At 33.9% G+C, this 19,798-nt stretch carries 17 protein-coding genes and 3 pseudogenes; 14 read left to right on the forward strand and 6 right to left on the reverse strand.

Annotation, left to right across the window (positions count from 1 at the left end):
• Positions 1 to 5: 5 nt before the first annotated feature.
• On the reverse strand, positions 6 to 764 hold the full coding sequence (locus IPK35_20095; GenBank protein ID MBK8055506.1) for a hypothetical protein: 759 nt from the start codon (positions 762 to 764) through the stop codon (positions 6 to 8).
• Positions 765 to 1,122: 358 nt separating this feature from the next.
• Here IPK35_20095 and IPK35_20100 point away from each other — a divergent pair, with 358 nt between their 5' ends.
• Positions 1,123 to 2,037: an energy transducer TonB gene (locus IPK35_20100; protein ID MBK8055507.1), complete on the forward strand. Its 915-nt coding sequence runs from the start codon at positions 1,123 to 1,125 to the stop codon at positions 2,035 to 2,037.
• A 626-nt stretch (positions 2,038 to 2,663) separates the two neighbouring features.
• Here IPK35_20100 and IPK35_20105 read toward each other — a convergent pair.
• Together IPK35_20105 and IPK35_20110 are read right to left on the reverse strand one after the other, a co-directional pair.
• Positions 2,664 to 2,945: a hypothetical protein gene (locus tag IPK35_20105; GenBank protein MBK8055508.1), complete on the reverse strand. Its 282-nt coding sequence runs from the start codon at positions 2,943 to 2,945 to the stop codon at positions 2,664 to 2,666.
• Between the two features lie 229 nt (positions 2,946 to 3,174).
• Positions 3,175 to 4,065, reverse strand: coding sequence for an Rpn family recombination-promoting nuclease/putative transposase (locus tag IPK35_20110; protein MBK8055509.1), 891 nt, complete (start codon positions 4,063 to 4,065; stop codon positions 3,175 to 3,177).
• A gap of 429 nt (positions 4,066 to 4,494) precedes the next feature.
• Between IPK35_20110 and IPK35_20115 the strand changes: the two genes are divergently transcribed.
• From IPK35_20115 to IPK35_20150, 8 genes and pseudogenes are all read left to right on the forward strand, one after another.
• Positions 4,495 to 4,866: a BlaI/MecI/CopY family transcriptional regulator gene (locus IPK35_20115; GenBank protein ID MBK8055510.1), complete on the forward strand. Its 372-nt coding sequence runs from the start codon at positions 4,495 to 4,497 to the stop codon at positions 4,864 to 4,866.
• A 6-nt stretch (positions 4,867 to 4,872) separates the two neighbouring features.
• Positions 4,873 to 5,142 carry a hypothetical protein gene (locus tag IPK35_20120; GenBank protein MBK8055511.1) on the forward strand — a complete coding sequence of 90 codons (270 nt, stop codon included), beginning with the start codon at positions 4,873 to 4,875 and terminating at the stop codon, positions 5,140 to 5,142.
• Positions 5,143 to 5,157: 15 nt separating this feature from the next.
• Positions 5,158 to 5,939 (forward strand): annotated as a pseudogene (locus tag IPK35_20125) (hypothetical protein).
• 572 nt (positions 5,940 to 6,511) lie between these two features.
• Positions 6,512 to 7,492: a hypothetical protein gene (locus tag IPK35_20130; GenBank protein ID MBK8055512.1), complete on the forward strand. Its 981-nt coding sequence runs from the start codon at positions 6,512 to 6,514 to the stop codon at positions 7,490 to 7,492.
• Positions 7,493 to 7,865: 373 nt separating this feature from the next.
• Complete coding sequence (locus IPK35_20135) at positions 7,866 to 8,804, forward strand: AraC family transcriptional regulator (protein MBK8055513.1); 939 nt, start codon at positions 7,866 to 7,868, stop codon at positions 8,802 to 8,804.
• 100 nt (positions 8,805 to 8,904) lie between these two features.
• Complete coding sequence (locus tag IPK35_20140) at positions 8,905 to 10,188, forward strand: hypothetical protein (GenBank protein ID MBK8055514.1); 1,284 nt, start codon at positions 8,905 to 8,907, stop codon at positions 10,186 to 10,188.
• 30 nt (positions 10,189 to 10,218) lie between these two features.
• The gene (locus IPK35_20145; GenBank protein MBK8055515.1) at positions 10,219 to 10,437 is read left to right on the forward strand and encodes a transposase; all 219 of its coding nucleotides are present in this window, start codon (positions 10,219 to 10,221) and stop codon (positions 10,435 to 10,437) included.
• A gap of 122 nt (positions 10,438 to 10,559) precedes the next feature.
• Positions 10,560 to 11,333: an IS3 family transposase gene (locus IPK35_20150; GenBank protein ID MBK8055516.1), complete on the forward strand. Its 774-nt coding sequence runs from the start codon at positions 10,560 to 10,562 to the stop codon at positions 11,331 to 11,333.
• Positions 11,334 to 11,462: 129 nt separating this feature from the next.
• Here IPK35_20150 and IPK35_20155 read toward each other — a convergent pair.
• Positions 11,463 to 12,675: pseudogene (locus IPK35_20155) on the reverse strand (IS256 family transposase).
• 218 nt (positions 12,676 to 12,893) lie between these two features.
• Positions 12,894 to 14,140: pseudogene (gene ltrA, locus IPK35_20160) on the reverse strand (group II intron reverse transcriptase/maturase).
• A 638-nt stretch (positions 14,141 to 14,778) separates the two neighbouring features.
• Between ltrA and IPK35_20165 the strand changes: the two are divergent.
• The 4 genes from IPK35_20165 (at position 14,779) to IPK35_20180 (ending at position 18,441) form a co-directional block, all read left to right on the forward strand.
• Positions 14,779 to 15,195: a hypothetical protein gene (locus tag IPK35_20165; protein MBK8055517.1), complete on the forward strand. Its 417-nt coding sequence runs from the start codon at positions 14,779 to 14,781 to the stop codon at positions 15,193 to 15,195.
• A gap of 21 nt (positions 15,196 to 15,216) precedes the next feature.
• Complete coding sequence (locus IPK35_20170) at positions 15,217 to 16,143, forward strand: alpha/beta hydrolase (protein MBK8055518.1); 927 nt, start codon at positions 15,217 to 15,219, stop codon at positions 16,141 to 16,143.
• Positions 16,144 to 16,663: 520 nt separating this feature from the next.
• Complete coding sequence (locus IPK35_20175; protein ID MBK8055519.1) at positions 16,664 to 17,188, forward strand: SMI1/KNR4 family protein; 525 nt, start codon at positions 16,664 to 16,666, stop codon at positions 17,186 to 17,188.
• Between the two features lie 71 nt (positions 17,189 to 17,259).
• A complete protein-coding gene (locus IPK35_20180) occupies positions 17,260 to 18,441 on the forward strand; it encodes a DUF2310 family Zn-ribbon-containing protein (protein MBK8055520.1) in 1,182 nt (393 codons plus the stop codon).
• 241 nt (positions 18,442 to 18,682) lie between these two features.
• On the opposite strand, the gene IPK35_20185 is transcribed toward IPK35_20180, so the two are convergent.
• The gene (locus IPK35_20185) at positions 18,683 to 18,865 is read right to left on the reverse strand and encodes a hypothetical protein (GenBank protein ID MBK8055521.1); all 183 of its coding nucleotides are present in this window, start codon (positions 18,863 to 18,865) and stop codon (positions 18,683 to 18,685) included.
• Positions 18,866 to 18,913: 48 nt separating this feature from the next.
• On the opposite strand from IPK35_20185, the gene IPK35_20190 reads away from it, so the two are divergent.
• Positions 18,914 to 19,723, forward strand: a complete 810-nt coding sequence (locus IPK35_20190) for a helix-turn-helix transcriptional regulator (protein ID MBK8055522.1) — start codon at positions 18,914 to 18,916, stop codon at positions 19,721 to 19,723.
• Positions 19,724 to 19,798 lie beyond the last annotated feature (75 nt).

A 19,798-nucleotide genomic window follows, 5' to 3' on the forward strand; every position in this document is an offset into this window, starting at 1 on the left:
CAACATCAATCGACTTCCCAAATTGCTTCCCAGCCATCATCAAATCCTGGTCGCACAAATTGCATAGCTTCAGGGAAAGTTTCATTGGTCAATCTCCGAAGTTTGCTCAGTAATGCCATAACATCTAAAATGACTTCTTTTCTATCTTCTGCCACATCGTATAGTGAATGCCAGGCTCCAATTGATGATTCAATGGCGAGTAAGACAATTTTTGCAGAGCCATTATGGTCAGATTGAAGATCGTTTTCATCGTTATCTTCTCTGGAAGATATTGCTCTTACTAATTTTACATGAATGAAATATTTAAACCAGTTGATTGTATCTATACTGTCCTTGATTTTTTGAAGCTCATCCATAAAGGATACTTGAGAGATTATGCCTATTGACATGTTTTTCTCCAGCTCGGTTTTATAGAACTTAAAAAGATCTGTAAGATCAATTTTGTCAGCAATGGTAATATAGCTCTTTGACAATTGAGCGATAATATCGTCAGTGACTCGTTTTTTCTTTTTTTGATGTTTATGTTCTACTTCTTGATTACCAAACTCATTTTTCGCTATGTCATTTTCAGCAATATATTTTTCAAGTAAGGTTTTTGCTTTTGTAAACTGATCGGATATGTTGCTCCAAAAAGCTTCCTTATTGATATTTTTTTGGTCTTCCGTCATCCTGGTTTCTTCCAGCCCAACGGCACATTGCTGTACGAATCTGCACTTTTCGCACCATCTGTCGCAATAGTTGTGTATAAATGGAATTGTTGACAAAGAAAAGGTATTTTTTTTCAAAGGTATGTAGAAGAAAACTGAAATTTAAGTTTAAGTCACAAAAAATTCAAGAAGAATATTTGCATGAACTTATTGGCCATGAACTTACTGAAAGATTTTTAAAGAACAGATTTGTTAGATAATAATTAATTTCCAACACCTTATTAAATAAAAAGAACTTTAAAAAATATACTTGACAGCACACCAAACTAGTGAAACAACGCATCTTCTATTTGTTACAATATTTAATATGCGGTGTTTTACAATATATTATACCGCATATATGAATATTAACCATTTAGTATTGTTTAGTATAATACTATCACAATATATGCTTAATCAATTAAATTTATGAAATATGTATAAAGAATTAGAGATTTCCAGCATTGGTGTGGCACTTTTTTTTATCGGAATAGTAATAATGACTATTTGTCTGATTGTATTTTTTCGATTGAAATATGATTTTTATAAACTGCCAGACTTGATAGATTTAAACAGGTCCAAAAAATCCGGCAAGTTTTATTTCCTAACTAAATTTCCGGAAATTGATGTATTTAAATTATCAGGGTCTTTTTTTAATTATGGCTTGGCTGTAGCTGTTGGATTTTCTCTGATTGCCATCAGCTGGACAACTTATGAAAAGCCGTTCAGGATGGAATTGATTGATTTGAATCCACATGATGAGGTTGAAATCGAAGTACCAAGATTGCCAGAACCACCTGCACCGCTGCCACCACCACCACCAGTCATTGTGGAGGTATCTGATGCTGAACCATTGGAAGAAAGCCCTGTATTTTTGGATAATTCGATCACAGAAGATACCAAGATGGAGCCAACGGAAGCTGTAGAAAATAAGCCTTTCATAGCACCGCCATTACCTCCTGCTGAAGAAACCACTGTAGAAGAAATAGTCAGGTTTGCAGATCAAATGCCGCGATTTCCGGGATGTGAAGACAAAATCTCAGAGGAGGATAAAAAGAAATGTTCAGAAACTGCCCTTATGCAATACCTGTACAAAAATCTCAAATTCCCTGCATTGGCAAAAGAAGTGGGAGTTGATGGTTCAGTAGTCATTCAATTTGTAGTAGATAAAGAAGGTAGTATCAATAATGTACAAATAGTGAGAGACATCGGTGCCGGATGTGGAGATGCAGCGGCTACAGTAATCAGAAATATGAATGAACTTCCTCAAAAGTGGACTCCGGGCAAACAAAGAGGGCGTCCGGTAAAAGTGCTTTACACACTTCCTGTCAAGTTTAAGTTGGATCATTAATACATCATTTGCACATTGTGATGTATTTTTTCAATGGATTAAAGTTTTGTTATGACTTGTTCTGTCTTATTGGGTGTATTTCATTTTTTCGCCGCACATTAAAAATCATCAATTTTTTGCAATTGAGGCAAAATGCCTTAATATATAGCATCGAAGCTAAAAGTTACGACGAACAAACAATGCTTTAGAGACATGATCCTGCAGATAAATTACTCCCGCCTATTGGGGCAGGAGCGTAGCTCTGTCATCTTTGTAGAAAACATTAACACCTGAAACATAAGGGGCGTAGCCCTGACATCTTATATTTACCACATCTTTTAAGATCACAGGGCTACGCCCCTTACGTGATGGTGTGTGGATATTTTTGCTATAAAGATCACAGGACTAGGTCCCTATATTAATCTCGAACATAAAGATTAGAGATAGTAGAAGGGTGTATTTCATTTTTTCGCATCAGATTAAAAATCATCAATTTTTTTTGCGATTCTGGCAAGATGCCTTAATATATTGCATCGAAGTTAAAAGCTACAACGAACTACGAAACTTGATAAGAAATCGAGCACAGTGCGAAAAAATGAAACGCACCTGTCTTATTCAATGTTTAAAATTCAAATTTGTATTCAGGTTTAACTAAGACCATTTTCCTTAAGTATCGTTACGACCTGATCTTCAGTAAGTTTTGTGATTTTAGCAATAAAGGGTATTTCTAATCCTTCTTTCTTCATTTCAATGACGATGTTGATGGTATTCGCCTTCATACCTTCTTCCCGACCTTCTTCCCGGCCTTCTTCCCGGCCTTCTTCCCGGCCTTCTTCCCGGCCTTCAAACTTGGCTGTTTCCAGCATACTGCGACTGATCACACGATCCTTGATATAGGCTTCGTATTCGTATTTTGTGGTGGTATCCATTTGGTCTATTTTTAATAAGTGAGCAACTTTATTCAATCCCCTGGCTTTTGAGTTTTCGGGTACAGCATTATGTTTGAAATAATATATCCAATCATCTAAGGAATCCCGAGACAAATCATTAAAGTCAATGTCGTTTAGATAAGGAATTTTACTTAGTTTTACCCTATCTAAATCTTTCCCTTCAAAGGGAAAGATTTCATAAAGATGTCTTAACTAAACGACATTGTCATTAAATCTGCTCAATAAACCCATTTTCCTTAAGTATCGTTACGACCTGATTTTCAGTAAGTTTTGTGATTTTAGCAATAAAAGGTATTTCTAATCCTTCTTTCTTCATTTCAATGACGATGTTGATAGTATTCGCCTTCATACCTTCTTCCCGGCCTTCAAACTTGGCTGTTTCCAGCATACTGCGACTGATCACACGATCCTTGATATAGGCTTCGTATTCGTATTTTGTGGTGGTATCCATTTGGTCTATTTTTAATAAGTGAGCAACTTTATTCAATCCCCTGGCTTTTGAGTTTTCGGGTACAGCATTATGTTTGAAATAATATATCCAATCATCTAAGGAATCCCGGGACAAATCATTAAACCGATTGACTTTGATGATGTAATATTCCGGATAAATAGCTGATATGTGATCGATATTGAAGGCTTTTTTTTGGCCTGCATTGATCTGCAATATATCCCTGGTGTGGATTCCTTTAAATTCGGTAGTACCTTTATAAATGTAGTCATCTCCTTGACCCAAGTCAAAATATACAATATTGATGGAATAAATCTTGCGAACCTTGTCATATGGATCACCTTTTTCTAAGTAATCGACGATCAACTTACTGCTGCCATACAACATACGATGCATATAGTCAAGCTCACTATTATATTGGAGTTCAATGAGAATCAATTCTTTATCTGAAGATTCGCAAAGGATATCTACTTTATTGATTTTGCTGGACTCTTCGGCAGCATTAGCCTCTGACTCAGGAATGTTGATGATTTTCATATCTCGATGCAGCAATTCTGATAAAAATCCTTCTAACACATCATAGTTTGCCTTCTGGCGCAACAATCTCTTGATGGCCCAGTCAAAACTTATCAATGGTCTCGAATCACTCATAATGCTTCATATTCTATCTTAGAACTACAAAATTAATTAAAAAATTCCATAAGTATCAAAAAGAATGTTGGTTGTGTATATAACAAACTGCACTAATTCAAATTTTCTTCATCGCTACCCTAACAAACTGCACTAATTCAAATTTTCTTCATCGCTACCCTTATTCCCTGAAGGGAGGACCCGCCCAATTCAACCACGTTTCTATCATTTATTAAAAAGAACACTGAAAAGGTGCAATTTTTTATACACACATGTTGGTTATCCTATTGTTGTTGTGCGTTATCGGTTACAAATTCCATCATTAGCAAAACTGACCCTAAGTATTCCACACCATAAAAGGAAAGGTGGAACCAATTTGTGAAAAATAAATTATTTGCAGCACAATATTATAACGATTAATTAGTTATATAAACGAAATACAAATTATATTTGCGCATAAATTTAAGAATTGTGACTCTCAATCCACTCGAAGAAGAAATCATGTCCATTTTCTGGAAGCTTGGTAAAGCCTTCCCAAAGGAGATCATCAGCTATATGGAAGACCCTATTCCACCTTATAATACGGTGCTATCCACCATCCGAAAGCTGGAAAAAGATGGATGGCTGGCATATCAGGTTTTTGGCAAGACCCATCAATACTATCCATTGATCCAAAAAGACGATTTTAATAAATCTGTTTTCAGTAAGATGTACCACCAGTTTATGGGAAGCAATAAAAATTCACTCCTGTCTTACTTTATGCAGGAAGAGAAGATGGATATTGAAGAGTTAGAAGCATTGGTTAAATCTTTAAAAAAGTAAAATGTTATGAACTCTTTTCAGTTTTTTGCTACATATATGTCAGATGGACATTACCTGATCAAGGCATCCTTAATCCTTTGTATTTTGTACCTTCCTTTTCATTTCATTTTCTCGAGAGAAGTTTCATTTAAAACCAACAGGTTCTATCTTTTGAGTACCATTTTACTCACTTTGATAGTACCTTTGGTAGGTTTTGAAGTATTACCTGTCAAAGACATTGTGTCATCAGCAAACGAAACTGTGAAGGCTGGAATCTCGAATCTATCCATTTCCTAACCTGCTAAAAATTTAATGATGTATGAAATTGATAGTGTTGCTAATATTAGTATGATGACTTTAGCTTACGATTGGCTTGACTTTATTATAAAAGGTAAGACCAAGCCAGAATTACTGAAAGACAAAGTTAATTATCAAGTTATGGGAACAAACGAATGGAAACATAGCCCAACACTTGAAAAAAACAATAATGATACATTAACTTTTTATCTTGACAAAATAAGCCTAATATCTTCAAAACCCAAGAAAAAAGGATTTCAACGGCAAAGTGTCGACTTTAAAGACAGAGAAAATCAAAATAAATATTTTACACCAACTATTATTTTTGACACTCTTGATGTAAGCAATGGTTTGGTTTTCAATACTGAATCATTTCAAGAAGAGTTTGTTATTAATGGCTCATTTATAGGTAATCTTTATACTACTATAAATAAAAAAGATATGGACGTTTCAATGGTTCTATTTGAATTAATGCAAGATGGTAAATATTTCTTTCTAACAAGATATATTGGTAGAGCAAGTTTTGCAAAAGATAATTCTAAACGACAACTTTTGCAACCCAATAAGAAAGGAAAAATTCACTTTAATAATACTCGTTTTGTGAGCAAAAAATTAATAAAGGTAACAAACTTGTTATTTTACTTAACGTAAATAAACATCCATTTGAAATAATCAATTATGGTTCAGGTAAACCCGTATCTAAAGAAACAATACAAGATGCTGGAGAACCCTTGCAAATAAAATGGCACAATGACAGTTACATTAAAATTCCTATATGGAAGAACGCCAGTCACTAAAAACTAAGTTTTCGTTTGGTACTAAGTGCCTTGAATTAAACCCCGTTGGTATAAATTAATCCTAAAGGGTGAATAACCAAATATATTTATTGTATGGGCATATGGTCAGCTAACTTGATTATTTCAAATACCTTTGCAAGATGATTACAAATGTGTTTTAGTGCTTTTTAATAAGTTTATACCATTGAGTCAGGCAGTTGATTGTAGAGTTTTTTTATTCCAGTTTTCATACAAGTTGTTTACAAAGGCTTTAGTTGTTGCTAATATTATATGTGAAGTGATGTCTTCACCGGAAAACTTCCTAAAATCATCCTGAAATAAATAATCTTGCCTATATTTGACTTTAAATTAAGCTGAAAGACACCTTTGAGAGTCCATTTAATTGAAAGCGTTACCCTTATTCCACCGGCCTCGTTTATACCGTTGGAAAGAATTCCTACGGGATGAAACTTGTAAAGTTGATAAAGCCTGTAGAAATATTTCCCAATTCCGGCTTTTGTAGTATGGCTGACATCAACTTCGCTTTGTGTTGTGCGTCATACAAGAGTGCCCCTTTAGCAATTAAAGTTCTTATGGTAAAAAACATGACACTTTCCTTATTAGTCTCTTTATTACTCCTGCAATCTTCTTGTGGTCAGAGTACTGTTACAAGAAATAAACCAATAAATGGAGGAGCGGAAACACTTTTATGGGCAGCAGACTGGAGTGCTGATGATAAAAAAATTGCCTTGGGTGGCGATGACAGCTTATTAAGAATTTACGACAGTAAAAATTTAAAACTACTTAAAGCCTACCAACTTAAAAGTATGATAAGGCAACTAAGTTGGCACCCCGCCAATATTTTTTTAGCCATTGCAACCAATGACGATGAAGTAAGCATTTTAAATACTGAGACAGAGAAATTCATTAAACTAAATGGAATAACTAATGGAGCAAGAGGAATTGATTGGAATTTCAATGGTCAGCTTCTTGCAACTGCTGATAATGACGGTCTTGTTAAAATTTGGGACTCAACAGGTAATTTACTGCGGACAATAAAAAAAGAAGACAACAATAGCTATTTTTCTATTAGCTGGCATCCAAGTAAAAATATCATCGCTGTTAGTGGAGACGATATAAGAATTATGGATACTTTGGGCGTAACATTAAAAGTAATTAAGCATCGAAAGGAAAATACTGGCATTTTAACTATTTGTTGGAATCCGTCCGGAGATTTTTTTGCAACAGGTGATTATGGGCACGACAAAGAAGGCGTAAAATCCATTATTCAGTTTTGGAAGCCTGATGGGACACTGACTAAAACGCTATATGGAAGCAAAGCAGAATACAGAAATATACGATGGAATAAATCAGGAACTCTTTTGGCATCAGCCAGCGATGCTCTTCGAATATGGAATGCAAATGGAAAATTATTATTTACAGGAAAATCTAAAGACTTGTTATGGGGGTTGGATTGGAACAGCAATTCTGAAAAAATTATTACTTCAAGTATCACTGGAAAAATTAAGATTTGGAATGCAAATGCCAAATTAATAACTGACGTTACTGAATAGAAACAATAGCTTATGTGGACAAATATTGATAGGCAATATGCGCGAATGCACAACATTGGGTTTGCTACAAGGCTGGCTAGACATTGGAGCAATGGTCATTTTATCGCTGTTGTAGTTCATCTGGGTTGGACGTACTCATGGGTTTTTGTTTGTTAACCTGTATTTGTAAATCTTTAACCAACAGCGGTTCCAGACGAACATGAAAATAATTCCAGCCTTTCAGCAAGCCCTGACTGTTCCTGCAAGCTTAAGAGAACCAGAAGAATTATATAACAAAACTTTCAAATGAATAATTGAATTATCTATCACAAATACTGTTTTTTTTGGAGCAATTGGTGCTTTTAACAGTCTAATATTAGCGTTCTATTTATCGTTGAGTAAATCTTACGCTAAATTAGAAAATAGACTTTTTGGATTATTTCTACTGATATTAAGCCTTAGAGTGTTAAAGTCTTTATTTTATTCATTTTCTACTGAAGAGCCTATTTGGTTTTTACAGTCTGGTCCCGCGTTTTTTTTACTTATAGGTCCTTTGTTATTTAGTTATACATTAAGCATTATTAGCCCTAACTCATTTTGGATAAAATATTGGAAATCCCATATTGCATTTTGGGTTTGTGTAGTTGTTTGTTTAATGTTTTTGATTCCTTTTAAAGACTATGTGCAACTTCACAAAACAACGATTTTACCAATCATAAATGCACAATGGTTTGTGTACATAATAATTTCAATTTTTTTCATTCAATCAAATTATGAAAATTCTCTGCGTCTACGTATTAAATGGCTTATAATTGTAACGGCTGCTGTCCTAATTATTTGGACTTACTTTACATTTATTTCCTTTGATTATTTTGTTGGATGTTCGATTATATTTTCGACAATATTTTATTTATCCTTTTTATTTTTTCTTATCAACAAAAAAATCGCATCAAAGATATTTGAGAAAAGAAAAGTGATCAAAAGCATAAATATATCAAAAGAGTCAGAAAAATCAATTGAACAATTAATAGCTTTAATGATTTCTGAAAAACCACATAAAAATCCAGATTTAAAACTTGCTGATGTAGCTCAAAATTTAGATATATCTTCTCACGAACTATCCAAACTAATAAATGAAAATTTACAAATTAGCTTTACAGAATTCATAAATAAATATAGAGTTGAAGAAGCTAAGCTATTAATAACTACAAATTCTAATTTTACAATAGAAGCCATTGGGAATATTTCAGGATTTAATTCAAAATCAGCTTTTTATAAAGCATTTAAAATTCACACTGGTACTACACCTTCAAAGTATGAATCTCATAAATAAGTTCTCTTTTATAAATCAGAACTTACCAATACAAACGCAATTGTTCTTCTTCTTAAGATTTTAATAAATTTGCACCAATTAATAATCATTAAAAATGAAAATGAACAGATTTATCCTTTTATTACTAATTTTCTTTACTACAAGTATTTGTTATTCACAAGAAAAAAAATCAATTAAAGAAACTATCGTAAAAACTAATTATAATGATATCAATTCTGCAATTAGTCATTATAAAAAGCTGAAAAAAGAAACGCCCAATGAGTATAATTTTGAGGATGAAAATGAACTCAATAATTTGGGATATCAATTATTAAAAGACAATCGAAAAGAAGATGCTCTTAAAATATTTGAATTATTAGTTTCTGAATTCCCCAACTCATTTAATGCTTATGACAGTTTTGCCGAAGCTTATTTTGTAAACGGCAATAAGGAATTAGCCGTAAAAAATTATAAAAAATCATTAGAACTAAATCCTAAAAATGAAAATGCCGAACGGTTTATTGTAAATGTAAATTATGAATCCCGAGATAAAAATAAATTCAAAAATGTCTATACTAAACAGCAATATTTGGAGGACTTAGATGAATTGGCAAATACATTAACTTCTGTAAATCCACACCCTTATAAATTTATGCCGAAAGAAGATTTTTGGCGAGTTGTAGAAGAAAAAAAGAAATTGATAACAGCGACTACAACTTACAGTGAATTTATTTGGCATTGCAGTGAATTGGTTGCCAATATAAACTGTGGACATAGCTCTATTCCTATGTACTTTATGCAGGAAAGTGAAATGCTTCCTGCCAATTTGCGTTTCCCTATGGAATTGTACAATATAAACGGCAAACTATATGTTGCAGATGCCTTAATCAACAAGAAAATGGTAAATTCTGGAACAGAAATTCGCTCAATAAATGGTAAAAGTAGTACGGAAATTATTAAAGATATTAACAAACACATTAGCTCACAAGGGAATGTTGGAAATGCTGTAAAAAGACATTTATTTAATGGACAATCAACAGTAATGCTTCCATACGCCTTTGGTTTTCCTAAAAAATACGAAATAGTTATTAAAGGCAAAAAGAAACCACTTGTATTAAATATGTTAGAAACGTATCAATTTCAATCAAAAAATCTAAATTCTTGTAAAGAAACGTTATGCCTTGATTTCATAGGAGAACAGAAAAACGCAGCCCTTTTTACCATAAAAAATTGGGATTTTTATGGTAATAGGTTTTCAATTATAAAAAAAATCATAGATGAGAGTTTTACAGAAATCAATACTAAAAATATAAAAAGCCTAATTATTGATGTTAGAGGAAATGGTGGTGGAAATTCCTGGGGTGCTTCATATATAGTTACCCCCAAAAATCGGACAGCAAGTTAAATAAATTTTTTTACACTAAATTTGCTGTTTATGACAAAGAGAAAATTAACATCAGTATTTAAGAGCAAGGTGGTTTTAGAGGCTCTTAGTGAGCGATACAGCTTATCTGAGTTAGCTCAAAGACATCAGGTTGCACCTACTCAAATTTCGACATGGAAGAAAGAATTTCTGAGTAACGCATCGGTGGTTTTCGAAAAAGTACCTCCAAGACCACAGAATCTGTGCCAACGGATCGGGATGAACTATTAAGGACAATCGGGGAACAGAAGGTTGAAATTGACTTTTTAAAAAAAGTTTAAAGAGACTGGGTTGAACATGCTGCCATTAATTCAAAGGATCATCCCGGGATAAGTATTTCGCACCAGTGCAAATTGCTTGGTATAAACCGAAGTACTTACTATTATACTCCAATAGCGGAAGCTGCACTGAATCTGGAGCTCATGCGGCTCATGGATGAGCACTATCTGCTGCATCCATACAAAGGCGTGCCACGGATGTATATATGGCTGAAGATGGACAAAGGCTACCAGATCAATATAAAACGAATAGAACGTCTGTATTATAATCTGATGGGACTTAGAGCCATAGTACCAGGTCCACATACTTCGAAACGGCATCCTGAACATGCTGTGTATCCCTATTTGCTTAGGAATGTGGAAATTACCAATCCTAATCAAGTATGGGCTACCGACATCACTTATATCCCGATGCTGTACGGTTATTTGTATCTGATGGCCGTTATAGATGTGCAAAGTCGCTTTATTTTAAGCTGGGATATATCCAACACGATGGATGCGACTTGGTGTGCTGGTCTAGTTCAGAATAGTATAACACGTTGGGGAATACCGCAAATAATTAATACAGATCAGGGGTCACAGTTTACGGCTGCTGAGTTCACTGCCACGGTACTGGACAATGGTATCAAACTGAGTATGGATGGCAAAGGCAGGGCCATAGACAACATCTTTATAGAGCGATTCTGGCGGACACTAAAGTATGAACACGTGTATTTGAATCCGACAAGTGATGGGAAGGAATTATATAAAGGAATTGATACATATATGAATTATTACAATATGGAAAGAAGGCATGAGTCATTAAACTATTGCACACCTTATTCACAATACCAACAAAAAAACAAATAAAATAAAATGAGCAAAATAAGGCATTCTAAGAGTTATCCACATATCTTTGTTTTGTTAACAAAGAAAAGAAGTCGAGTAGGCAAGCGGGAGAGGCTGTAAAATATTTTGTGTAAACAAAACTTCAAAGAATTATGGCTGAATCAAATTATCCTCAAAGATAATTAAAATTTCATTATGAGTAATATGCCAGTTATGAATTGGCATTGTCCATTTAACTTGAATTTGCTGAATAGCAAGATATACAGATTTCAAGGCTGCCTGATCATTTGGAAAAAGTGTTTTGGTTTTGGTAAATTTTCTGATGGCTCTGTTGAGGCCTTCAATGGTATTAGTGGTATACATAATTTTACGAATGTTAGTAGGATACTGAAACATGGGAGATAGATTTGACCAGTTTGCTTCCCAACTTTTAATGGCATAGGCATATTTAGACCCCCATTTTGCTTTAAAAGCTTCAAAAGCAATGAGAGCAGTTTCCATATTTAAAGCGGCATAAACAGTTTTTAAATCAGCCAGGAAGGCCCTTCTATCTTTCCATGGGACAAACTTCATAGAGTTTCTGATTTGATGAACGATACAAAGCTGGGATACGGTATCGGGGAAAGCAGTTTGAATGGCCTGAGTGAATCCTGTAAGATTGTCAGTGCATGCAATGAGCATCTTTTTAACGCCCCTGTCTTTGAGCTCATTTAAGACAGAAAGCCAAAACGCGGCAGACTCGTTGGCGCTCATCCAGATGCCCAAAACTTCTTTGATCCCATTGGTTTTCAGTCCTATAACGATATAAATACTCTTGTTGATGATTTTATTATCCTGCCGGATTTTAAAACAAATACAATCCATCCAAACGATGTAATAAGTATTATCCAAAGGTCTGTTTTGCCATTCCTGGATAGCCGGAATCATTTTGTTTGTAATATCTGAAACAAAGGTTTTAGAAACGTCTAAGCCATAAATTTCCTGAATTTGAGCTGTTATGTCATCAGTGCTCATACCTCTACTGTAAAGAGATGTAATGACAGATTCTACTTTCTCAGTGGTAGTTTGGCCCTTGGGAACAATGATAGGCTCAAATTCACCGTTACGATCCCGTGGAATATCCAACTCTACCTGTCCTTGTGTAGTGCGTATCTTTTTCTTATAAGACCCATTCCGGGAATTACCTGAATTAATCCCATCGGGCGAGTGTTTTGAATAGCCTAAATGATGACTTAGTTCAGCTTTTTAAAAGTTCTTGAATGCCATCTTTGTAAAGACCATTCATAACATTGTCAAAATCATTAAGAGACTTGACATCCTGAAGAAATTCAGAGAGATTAAGATTAAATTTGTTACTTTGCATAACTATTAAATTTGTTAGGTTAAAAAATGTGTCTGTACTTGGTCGCACAAACATATTAAAAAATTTTCCATCTGTGGGGGGTACCCCCCACAGATGGAAGCCTAACTCCTTGATACTAGTTTACACAATCTTTCTTACACTCCCAAGCGGGAGTTTCACCCGCAAGCCTCTCACGGAACCGTGCTTGAAGATCTCCCTTCACACGGCTCTTGATGCGGTTAAAACCTTTTCAACAATACCCTTTTTGACCAATGATAGAAAAGCTCTGGCTTTTCTTTTCTTATCATTTCATACATGTTCAACGCTTCTTTTGACCCTGTTTTATACTTCTTTCTAATCCACTTCAATATCCGTTTATTAAAATTATAAAAGCAGGTGTTTAGTCCACGTTTTGTGAAGAGACCATAATAATTTGTCCATCCAATCAATTTGCTATTTATTCTTGCTGCAATGTCCTGTATTTCTAAATCAGTATGTTTCATCGCTTTATTAATTCGAAACTCTTCCATTATCTTTTCTTACTGCTTTTGCTGATGTCTCCTAAGAATCCTAACAAGATTTGTTTGTCTTTCATTATCATCTTGGAAGGTTTAAAGCTAAAGCCCAGAAAATCAAATGTTACATGTTCATGGTTTGCTTTCCGTCGATAATCTTTGCAATAGGCTATCTTTGTTTTGCTTTCTTTGATGCTTAGTTTCACTTCTCCGAGACGTTGCTTGATTTGTGTAAGTATATGTTGTGCTTGTCGTTCACTTTTACAGTGGACTACTACATCATCCGCATATCTTACAAATCTTACATCAGGATGGTTTTTGTCAAACCATTTATCTAATGTAAAGTGCAGATATAAGTTTGCTAATAAAGGGCTTATAACTCCGCCTTGTGGAGTGCCTTTGCCTTCCTTATTCCTTATACTTCCATCTTTGTCTTGGATTGGCATTTCTAACCATCTTTTAACATACATCAATACCCATTTCTCAGGCATAACATGTGCTACTGCCTTTAGCATGATTTCATGGTCTATCTCATCGAAGAATTTACTGATATCCATGTCTATCACCCAATCATATTGATAGCAATTCTTAATTACTGTTTGTAATGCTTGATGTGCGCTCTTTAATGGGCGATAACCATAACTATCTTGGTGAAAAATTCCATCTATGCGACTTTCCATATATTCCTTCACTACTTGTTGACTGATTCTGTCTCGTATTGTAGGAATACCCAACTTGCGCTTCGTTCCGTCTTTCTTTGGGATTTCTACTTCTCTAACTGCACTTGGATGGTAGCTTCCTGAAGCCAGTCGGCTCCATATACTATGGAGATTACTACTTAACTTCTTTTCGAATGCCTTCCAAGTTTCTTCATCTACTCCAACGGCTTTCCCGCCCTTACGCAGCTTTAAATATGCCTGCGTAACCCACTGACGTTCGATTGGTATGCTTTGGTTTACTCTTACTTCCATTTCAATCTTCCTCCTCTACGGAGTTGTTTAATGTTAAATAATATCCACATCCTAAGCCCTTCGCTATTACCAACTTTCATTGGCCTTTAAAGCACTACTATGGCTTAGTCCGACTACCACATAACGCATCTTCTGCGCTGCCATATGTGGTTCTCCCAAGTTTTATATTGAAGCCCAATATACAGTCATGTCGTCTTTACACCGATGGATACATTGCCAGTAATTAGGCGTCCGCAATGCTTATCTCTGAGTCCTTTTTACAACCCGATTTTATCCATATCTCTGTTTTTTCGATGTTTCATCAACGATTCATTCGCATTCATCTCTGTATATCATACCTGACGTTTTAATACGCCTTTTCTCTTTACGCTTTCTACATTTCAATTACTCGTTTTGCAGAAAAGAGCGGTTTGACAAGTTACCCTAAAATCCCTTGCCGATACTTCGCAACATGGTCACTCATGTTGTTGTATCATCTTCAATATAACATGGTAGGCTTTCACCAACCTACCTTCGTGGCACACAAAAAGTAAACAAAAAATAAAAGAAACATATAATAATAAATAATAATATATTTATTATAAATTAAGATTAAACTGTCCGAACATTGGGGGTAGCTATAATATTTATTACAATATTTGGCTGAAAAACCTTTTACGTATTATAAAGTTGCACCACCCAATGATGCTAAACTTAAACCATTGGCACCTTTTGACAATAGATATAAGGGAGCAGTTTATTTTTTAACAGACGGAAGAGCTTCATCAACTACAGGTCAATTACTTGCACTTGCCAAGCAACATAATACAGGTACCATTATTGGAGAAGAATCAAATGGAGCTGTTTTTTATACGGCTGGACAAAAAATGTTTAGTCTAAAAAATACAGGAGTGTTTTATTCAATAGGAAGAGTTACTCATATCACAAATGTCGATTCTGTTTCAGAGAACAGAGGCGTCTTGCCACATCACTATTGTGTACAAACTATTGAAGATTATCTTCTTGATGTCGATACTCCATTAGAATATACTATGAAACTTATTCAGAATAAATAAAAACTTAAGAGACCCAAAGCAATGAGAATAACTATACTTTTACTGACAATTTTTATCAATAACGTATCTTACGGACAAAGAACTGAAAGAATTTACTTAAATGAAAAAGGCAGCACCTCAAATATGTATGTTGCACTTTTCCCTAAAGGTAAAGTCATAAATTCAATTATGGTTTTGTTAGACGGTTTTGGAAATTCACCAAATAGTGTATTATCACAAACAGAAATACCAAAATTTGCTTCAAAAAATGGCATTTTGACAATTATTCCAGTTTTAAAGACAGGTGCTACTTATTGGGGAAGTGACACAGCTTCTCAAGAGTCGCTAAAAGAAATTATTCAGCTTGTTGTTTCTAAATATCAACTCAAAGACAAAGATTTTTACATAGGCGGATTTGGAATTGGCGGGACTTGTGCTGTAAAATATTCTGAATTAGCAGTTCAAGAAAATTATGAAATTAAACCGAAAGCAATTTTTGCAATTAATCCAATTCTTGATTGGGAACGTTATTATTATGGAGCAAAAAGAATTATAAGACTTTCAGACAGTACAAAAGTTAATGATGAAGTTTTTTATATGATAAATCGAATAGAAAAAGAAATGGGCGGAAAACCAGAAACAGTATTGGAAAACTATCATTCTCAATCTCCGTATTCGTTCTCTGACACCACACAAAAAGCAATAAAAAACTTAATAAAAATTCCTATTATGATTATTGCAGAACCTGATATTCAGTGGTACTTAAAAGAACGTAATTATGATTGTTCATATAACAACATTTTTGACCAGGTAGCAATGATAAATGAGTTACAAAGATTAGGTAATAAAAATGCTGTTCTAATTACGACAATAAACAAAGGTTACAGAATGCCGAATAAAGTTAGACATCCTAATTCTTGGAGCATTGCAGACCCAAAACAAATATTAAAATGGTTACAAACACTCTGACAATAAAGCCAGCAGGTCACAGCGGACCCTTTACAAAAAAGCGGGAGTAAAAAACAGAAAAGAACTTGCTCTATTGAGCAAAAAAATTTTATAAAAGGTTGTAAATCAATAATTACACCCTTTTATCCACCTACAAAATCTTGCAAAACGGATTTTAACAACTGACTTTTACATGAATAAAAATTTAAATAAAATGGCAAATTCTGTAGTTTCAAATCAGCAATTTTCAATGGACTTGGAGTTGCACTTGAAGGTAGCGTTCTAGTGGTTTTGCAGAGTAAAAATGTAGATCCAGAAAAAGTACAACAAAAACTTACTGAAAAGAAAGAATTTTACAGTACTTCTGTGCAAAGTTTTTATTCTTTTATTGACAACCTAATTACAGGAATATCATTTACTTTATTGTTAAGTCTCTTTTTAAAATCCAATCCAAAATAAAATTATGGGCTTCAATCTAAAAGTTACTGTATGTATATAAAAGCAAAGCAATTGTTGAATATAAAAGTCAAATAAATCAAAAATGATAGACCTATTACAACAAATTTCAAAGAAAATGATTGCTCTTCATCCAGACTTTTTCTCTGATGAAGAAAAGGAATCTAAATGGATAGGTAGAAATCCTGCAACAGAGGAAAGCATTATACAAACACAAGAAAGATTGGGTGTTAAACTACCCGATGATGTAGTAGCATTTTATAAAATATCTAATGGTACGTCTGTCATCTTAAACCAAACCTTTGGGGCATTTCTGCCTATAGAGCAGATAGATTGGCTCAAAAATGCAGATCCATATTTGATTGAATGTTATGCCGAAATGGGTGAGGCTTTTACCAATGACTTAAAAAATAGCATCATCATCGCTGGAGCTCAGTACCCACATAGTGTACTTTTGATACAACCTTATAGCGAACATAAAGCATGGCGATATTGGGAGTTCGCGACTTATAATCCGGGCGAACATCCGTTTGATGGTATAAAGGATTATTTGTCAAGATTAGCAGACTTTCTTAAAGAACAAAACATCAATAAAGCAGAAACTGAATAAATAATTGTGTTTTGAAATATATCTTCATATTACAAAAACGATTTGTTGTTTAATTTCTCAATAAAAAAGCCATGCATCATCTGTCCATAAAATACAATAAAACAACTGACTTGAATGAACTTTGGCATTCGTTCTATGATTTCTTAGGCTTTCTGAGACATAGTGGTCAATTATTAGGTAGAGATATGAATCCATATGTGCACAATGGAGTGATGAATGCAGTGATTGTTACTATTGCAGAAGATGCTTTTGATGTAAAATATCAAAACAAGTATGTAAAAAGCCGTATTAAATCTTTAGAAAAATTGTGTGGCCATTCACTACAAATCAAATGGGTAGGCACTGGCGAAGATCAGGAAAATAGTATTTGTACCTGCAAAAAACATGAGCATTTATTGTTGAGGTATGCTGATGTGTATTCGCCTATTCAATGTGGTAAGTGTTATAAATCCATACCGCTTTATAAATTAGAAAAGGTAAAAGATTTTGGGTATGAGCCTATCACAAGCTGGATGAGCAATTATATGGCTTGTGTAATTTTGGATGTTAATTGTAGCGTTGGTGAGAAGTGGGCTATGGCACAACAAACGGAGTTTGATTCAGAATTGTCCATTTTAGGAAGAGATACAGCTGCACAAATACAAGCTGCAACGGGCATAAAATGTTATTATTTTTTGAATAACTTTTTAGAACAAAGCAGATATAAAGACCTAAACAGACCTTGTCCTTGCTGCAAAAAACCATGGAAGCTCAATGAAGAAATTCATAAATATGTGCTTTTCAAATGTGATGATTGTTTATTAATGAGTAATGCGTCTTATAATGTTGCTGAGATTAGTTTGCCATTGATCTTTCCAGAAGTGGAAAAGGTTTTGAGTACTTTTAATGACCGGGCACTGGCCGATAAGATATGTTCATTAATAGAAACATGGGAGAATTTCGCCAGAAGCTATGTTTATAAAGAAGAATATATCTACGAATGGCAAAATGATATGGATGCAAGACGATTGCTTGACGAAAGCTTTTCCTTAATTAGTATTTCATTGAAAAAATCAATCTTAAAACTCATAAAACCCCTTGATGACTTTGTGATGGAAAATACTTTTGAAATTGAGAAATGTATTTGGGGTGAAAAAGTGGAGAAAGAAAACAAATATAATCGGAAGAAGCATTGGTATTATTATAGGGTAAACCAATTGGTATTTGATAAAATGAAACTGGAAGATAAAAAAGTTACAAAATATTTTAGTTAAATAAATTCGCCTATCAGGCAAAATGATAATATGAACCTCACTTTTGAAAGAGTAAGACTATCTATGCTTTTTCTTCCTATTTACACTATTTTAGTTGTATCCTCAAATTGCACAATATTATATAATTTTTAAGTTTCCAATTTAGTGTATTATCCTAGTAGTTAAGAGTTAAAGGGTGGGTCGTCTCAAGCGTAGCTTGACAGGTTTAGTGGTAATGGGTCCAGACGTGAAACATTGATTTTTACAGTATGGAGATGACGGAAGCTGTATAGATTTCTTCCAGCCCTATACAAGTTGATAACAAAGGTCGTGTAGGTAGTGTTATTTTATATGTTGCCGATAATAGAAAACCCCTGAAAATCATCATGTAATAAATTATACTGCTTATCTTTGACTTACCGTATTTAGTTAAACAGGCTTTCATCAACTTTCTTTTGTGTTAGCAGCAAGGCTATAAAACCTAAACCTACATATGAAACAATTACAAACAGGAGAGTTTTTTGGGAAGACAAGCAAGACCATTTATTTAGATGCTATTACTCTGACAGATACAGAATACACCCTAAACAAAGTGGATTGGCATTACCACGAGAATGCATACTTCACCTTTATTTTACAAGGAAATATTATTGAAGGTAATAAAAAGGAAATTTATAATTGTTCAGCTGGTAGCTTATTATTTCATAATTGGCAAGAACCACATTATAATATAAAACCAGATGGATTTACCAGAGGCTTCCAAATTGAATTAAAAAACACATGGTTTGACAATTTGGACTTTAATATTGACCTGTTACAAGGAAGTATGAAAATTGAAAATGTGGATATTAAATTTTTAATGTATAATATATTTAAAGAAACAAAAATCGAAGACAGCGCGACTGCATTGACAATCCAAACATTAATTTTACAGATACTAGCTGAAATGTTTCAAAAAACTGAAATTATTACCCAACAAAATCCCATTTGGGTTAAAAAAATCAAAGAAATTTTATTTTATGAGTATTCAGATAGGTTAACACTTGAATATCTGTCCAAAACTTTGCATATTCATCCAGTTCATCTTTCAAGAAATTTTTCAAAATATTTCAATTGTAATCTGGGTGACTATTTAAGAAAATTGAAAATTGAAAAATCTTTCACTCTCCTACCAAACAAGGAATTGTCCCTAACTGAAATAGCATATGAAAGTGGATTTTCAGACCAAAGTCACTTTAGTCGTTGCTTTAAATCTGTGAGCGGGATAAGTCCTAACAATTTTAGAAAAATTATTTCTGCCTAAATTACCTAATGTTAATTCTGTTCTATTTTGGCTATTTCATGCTTTGTAACTTTGCAAGAAAATTTAATTTGAAAA

This window comes from Saprospiraceae bacterium (assembly GCA_016713025.1).
GTDB lineage: Bacteria > Bacteroidota > Bacteroidia > Chitinophagales > Saprospiraceae > OLB9.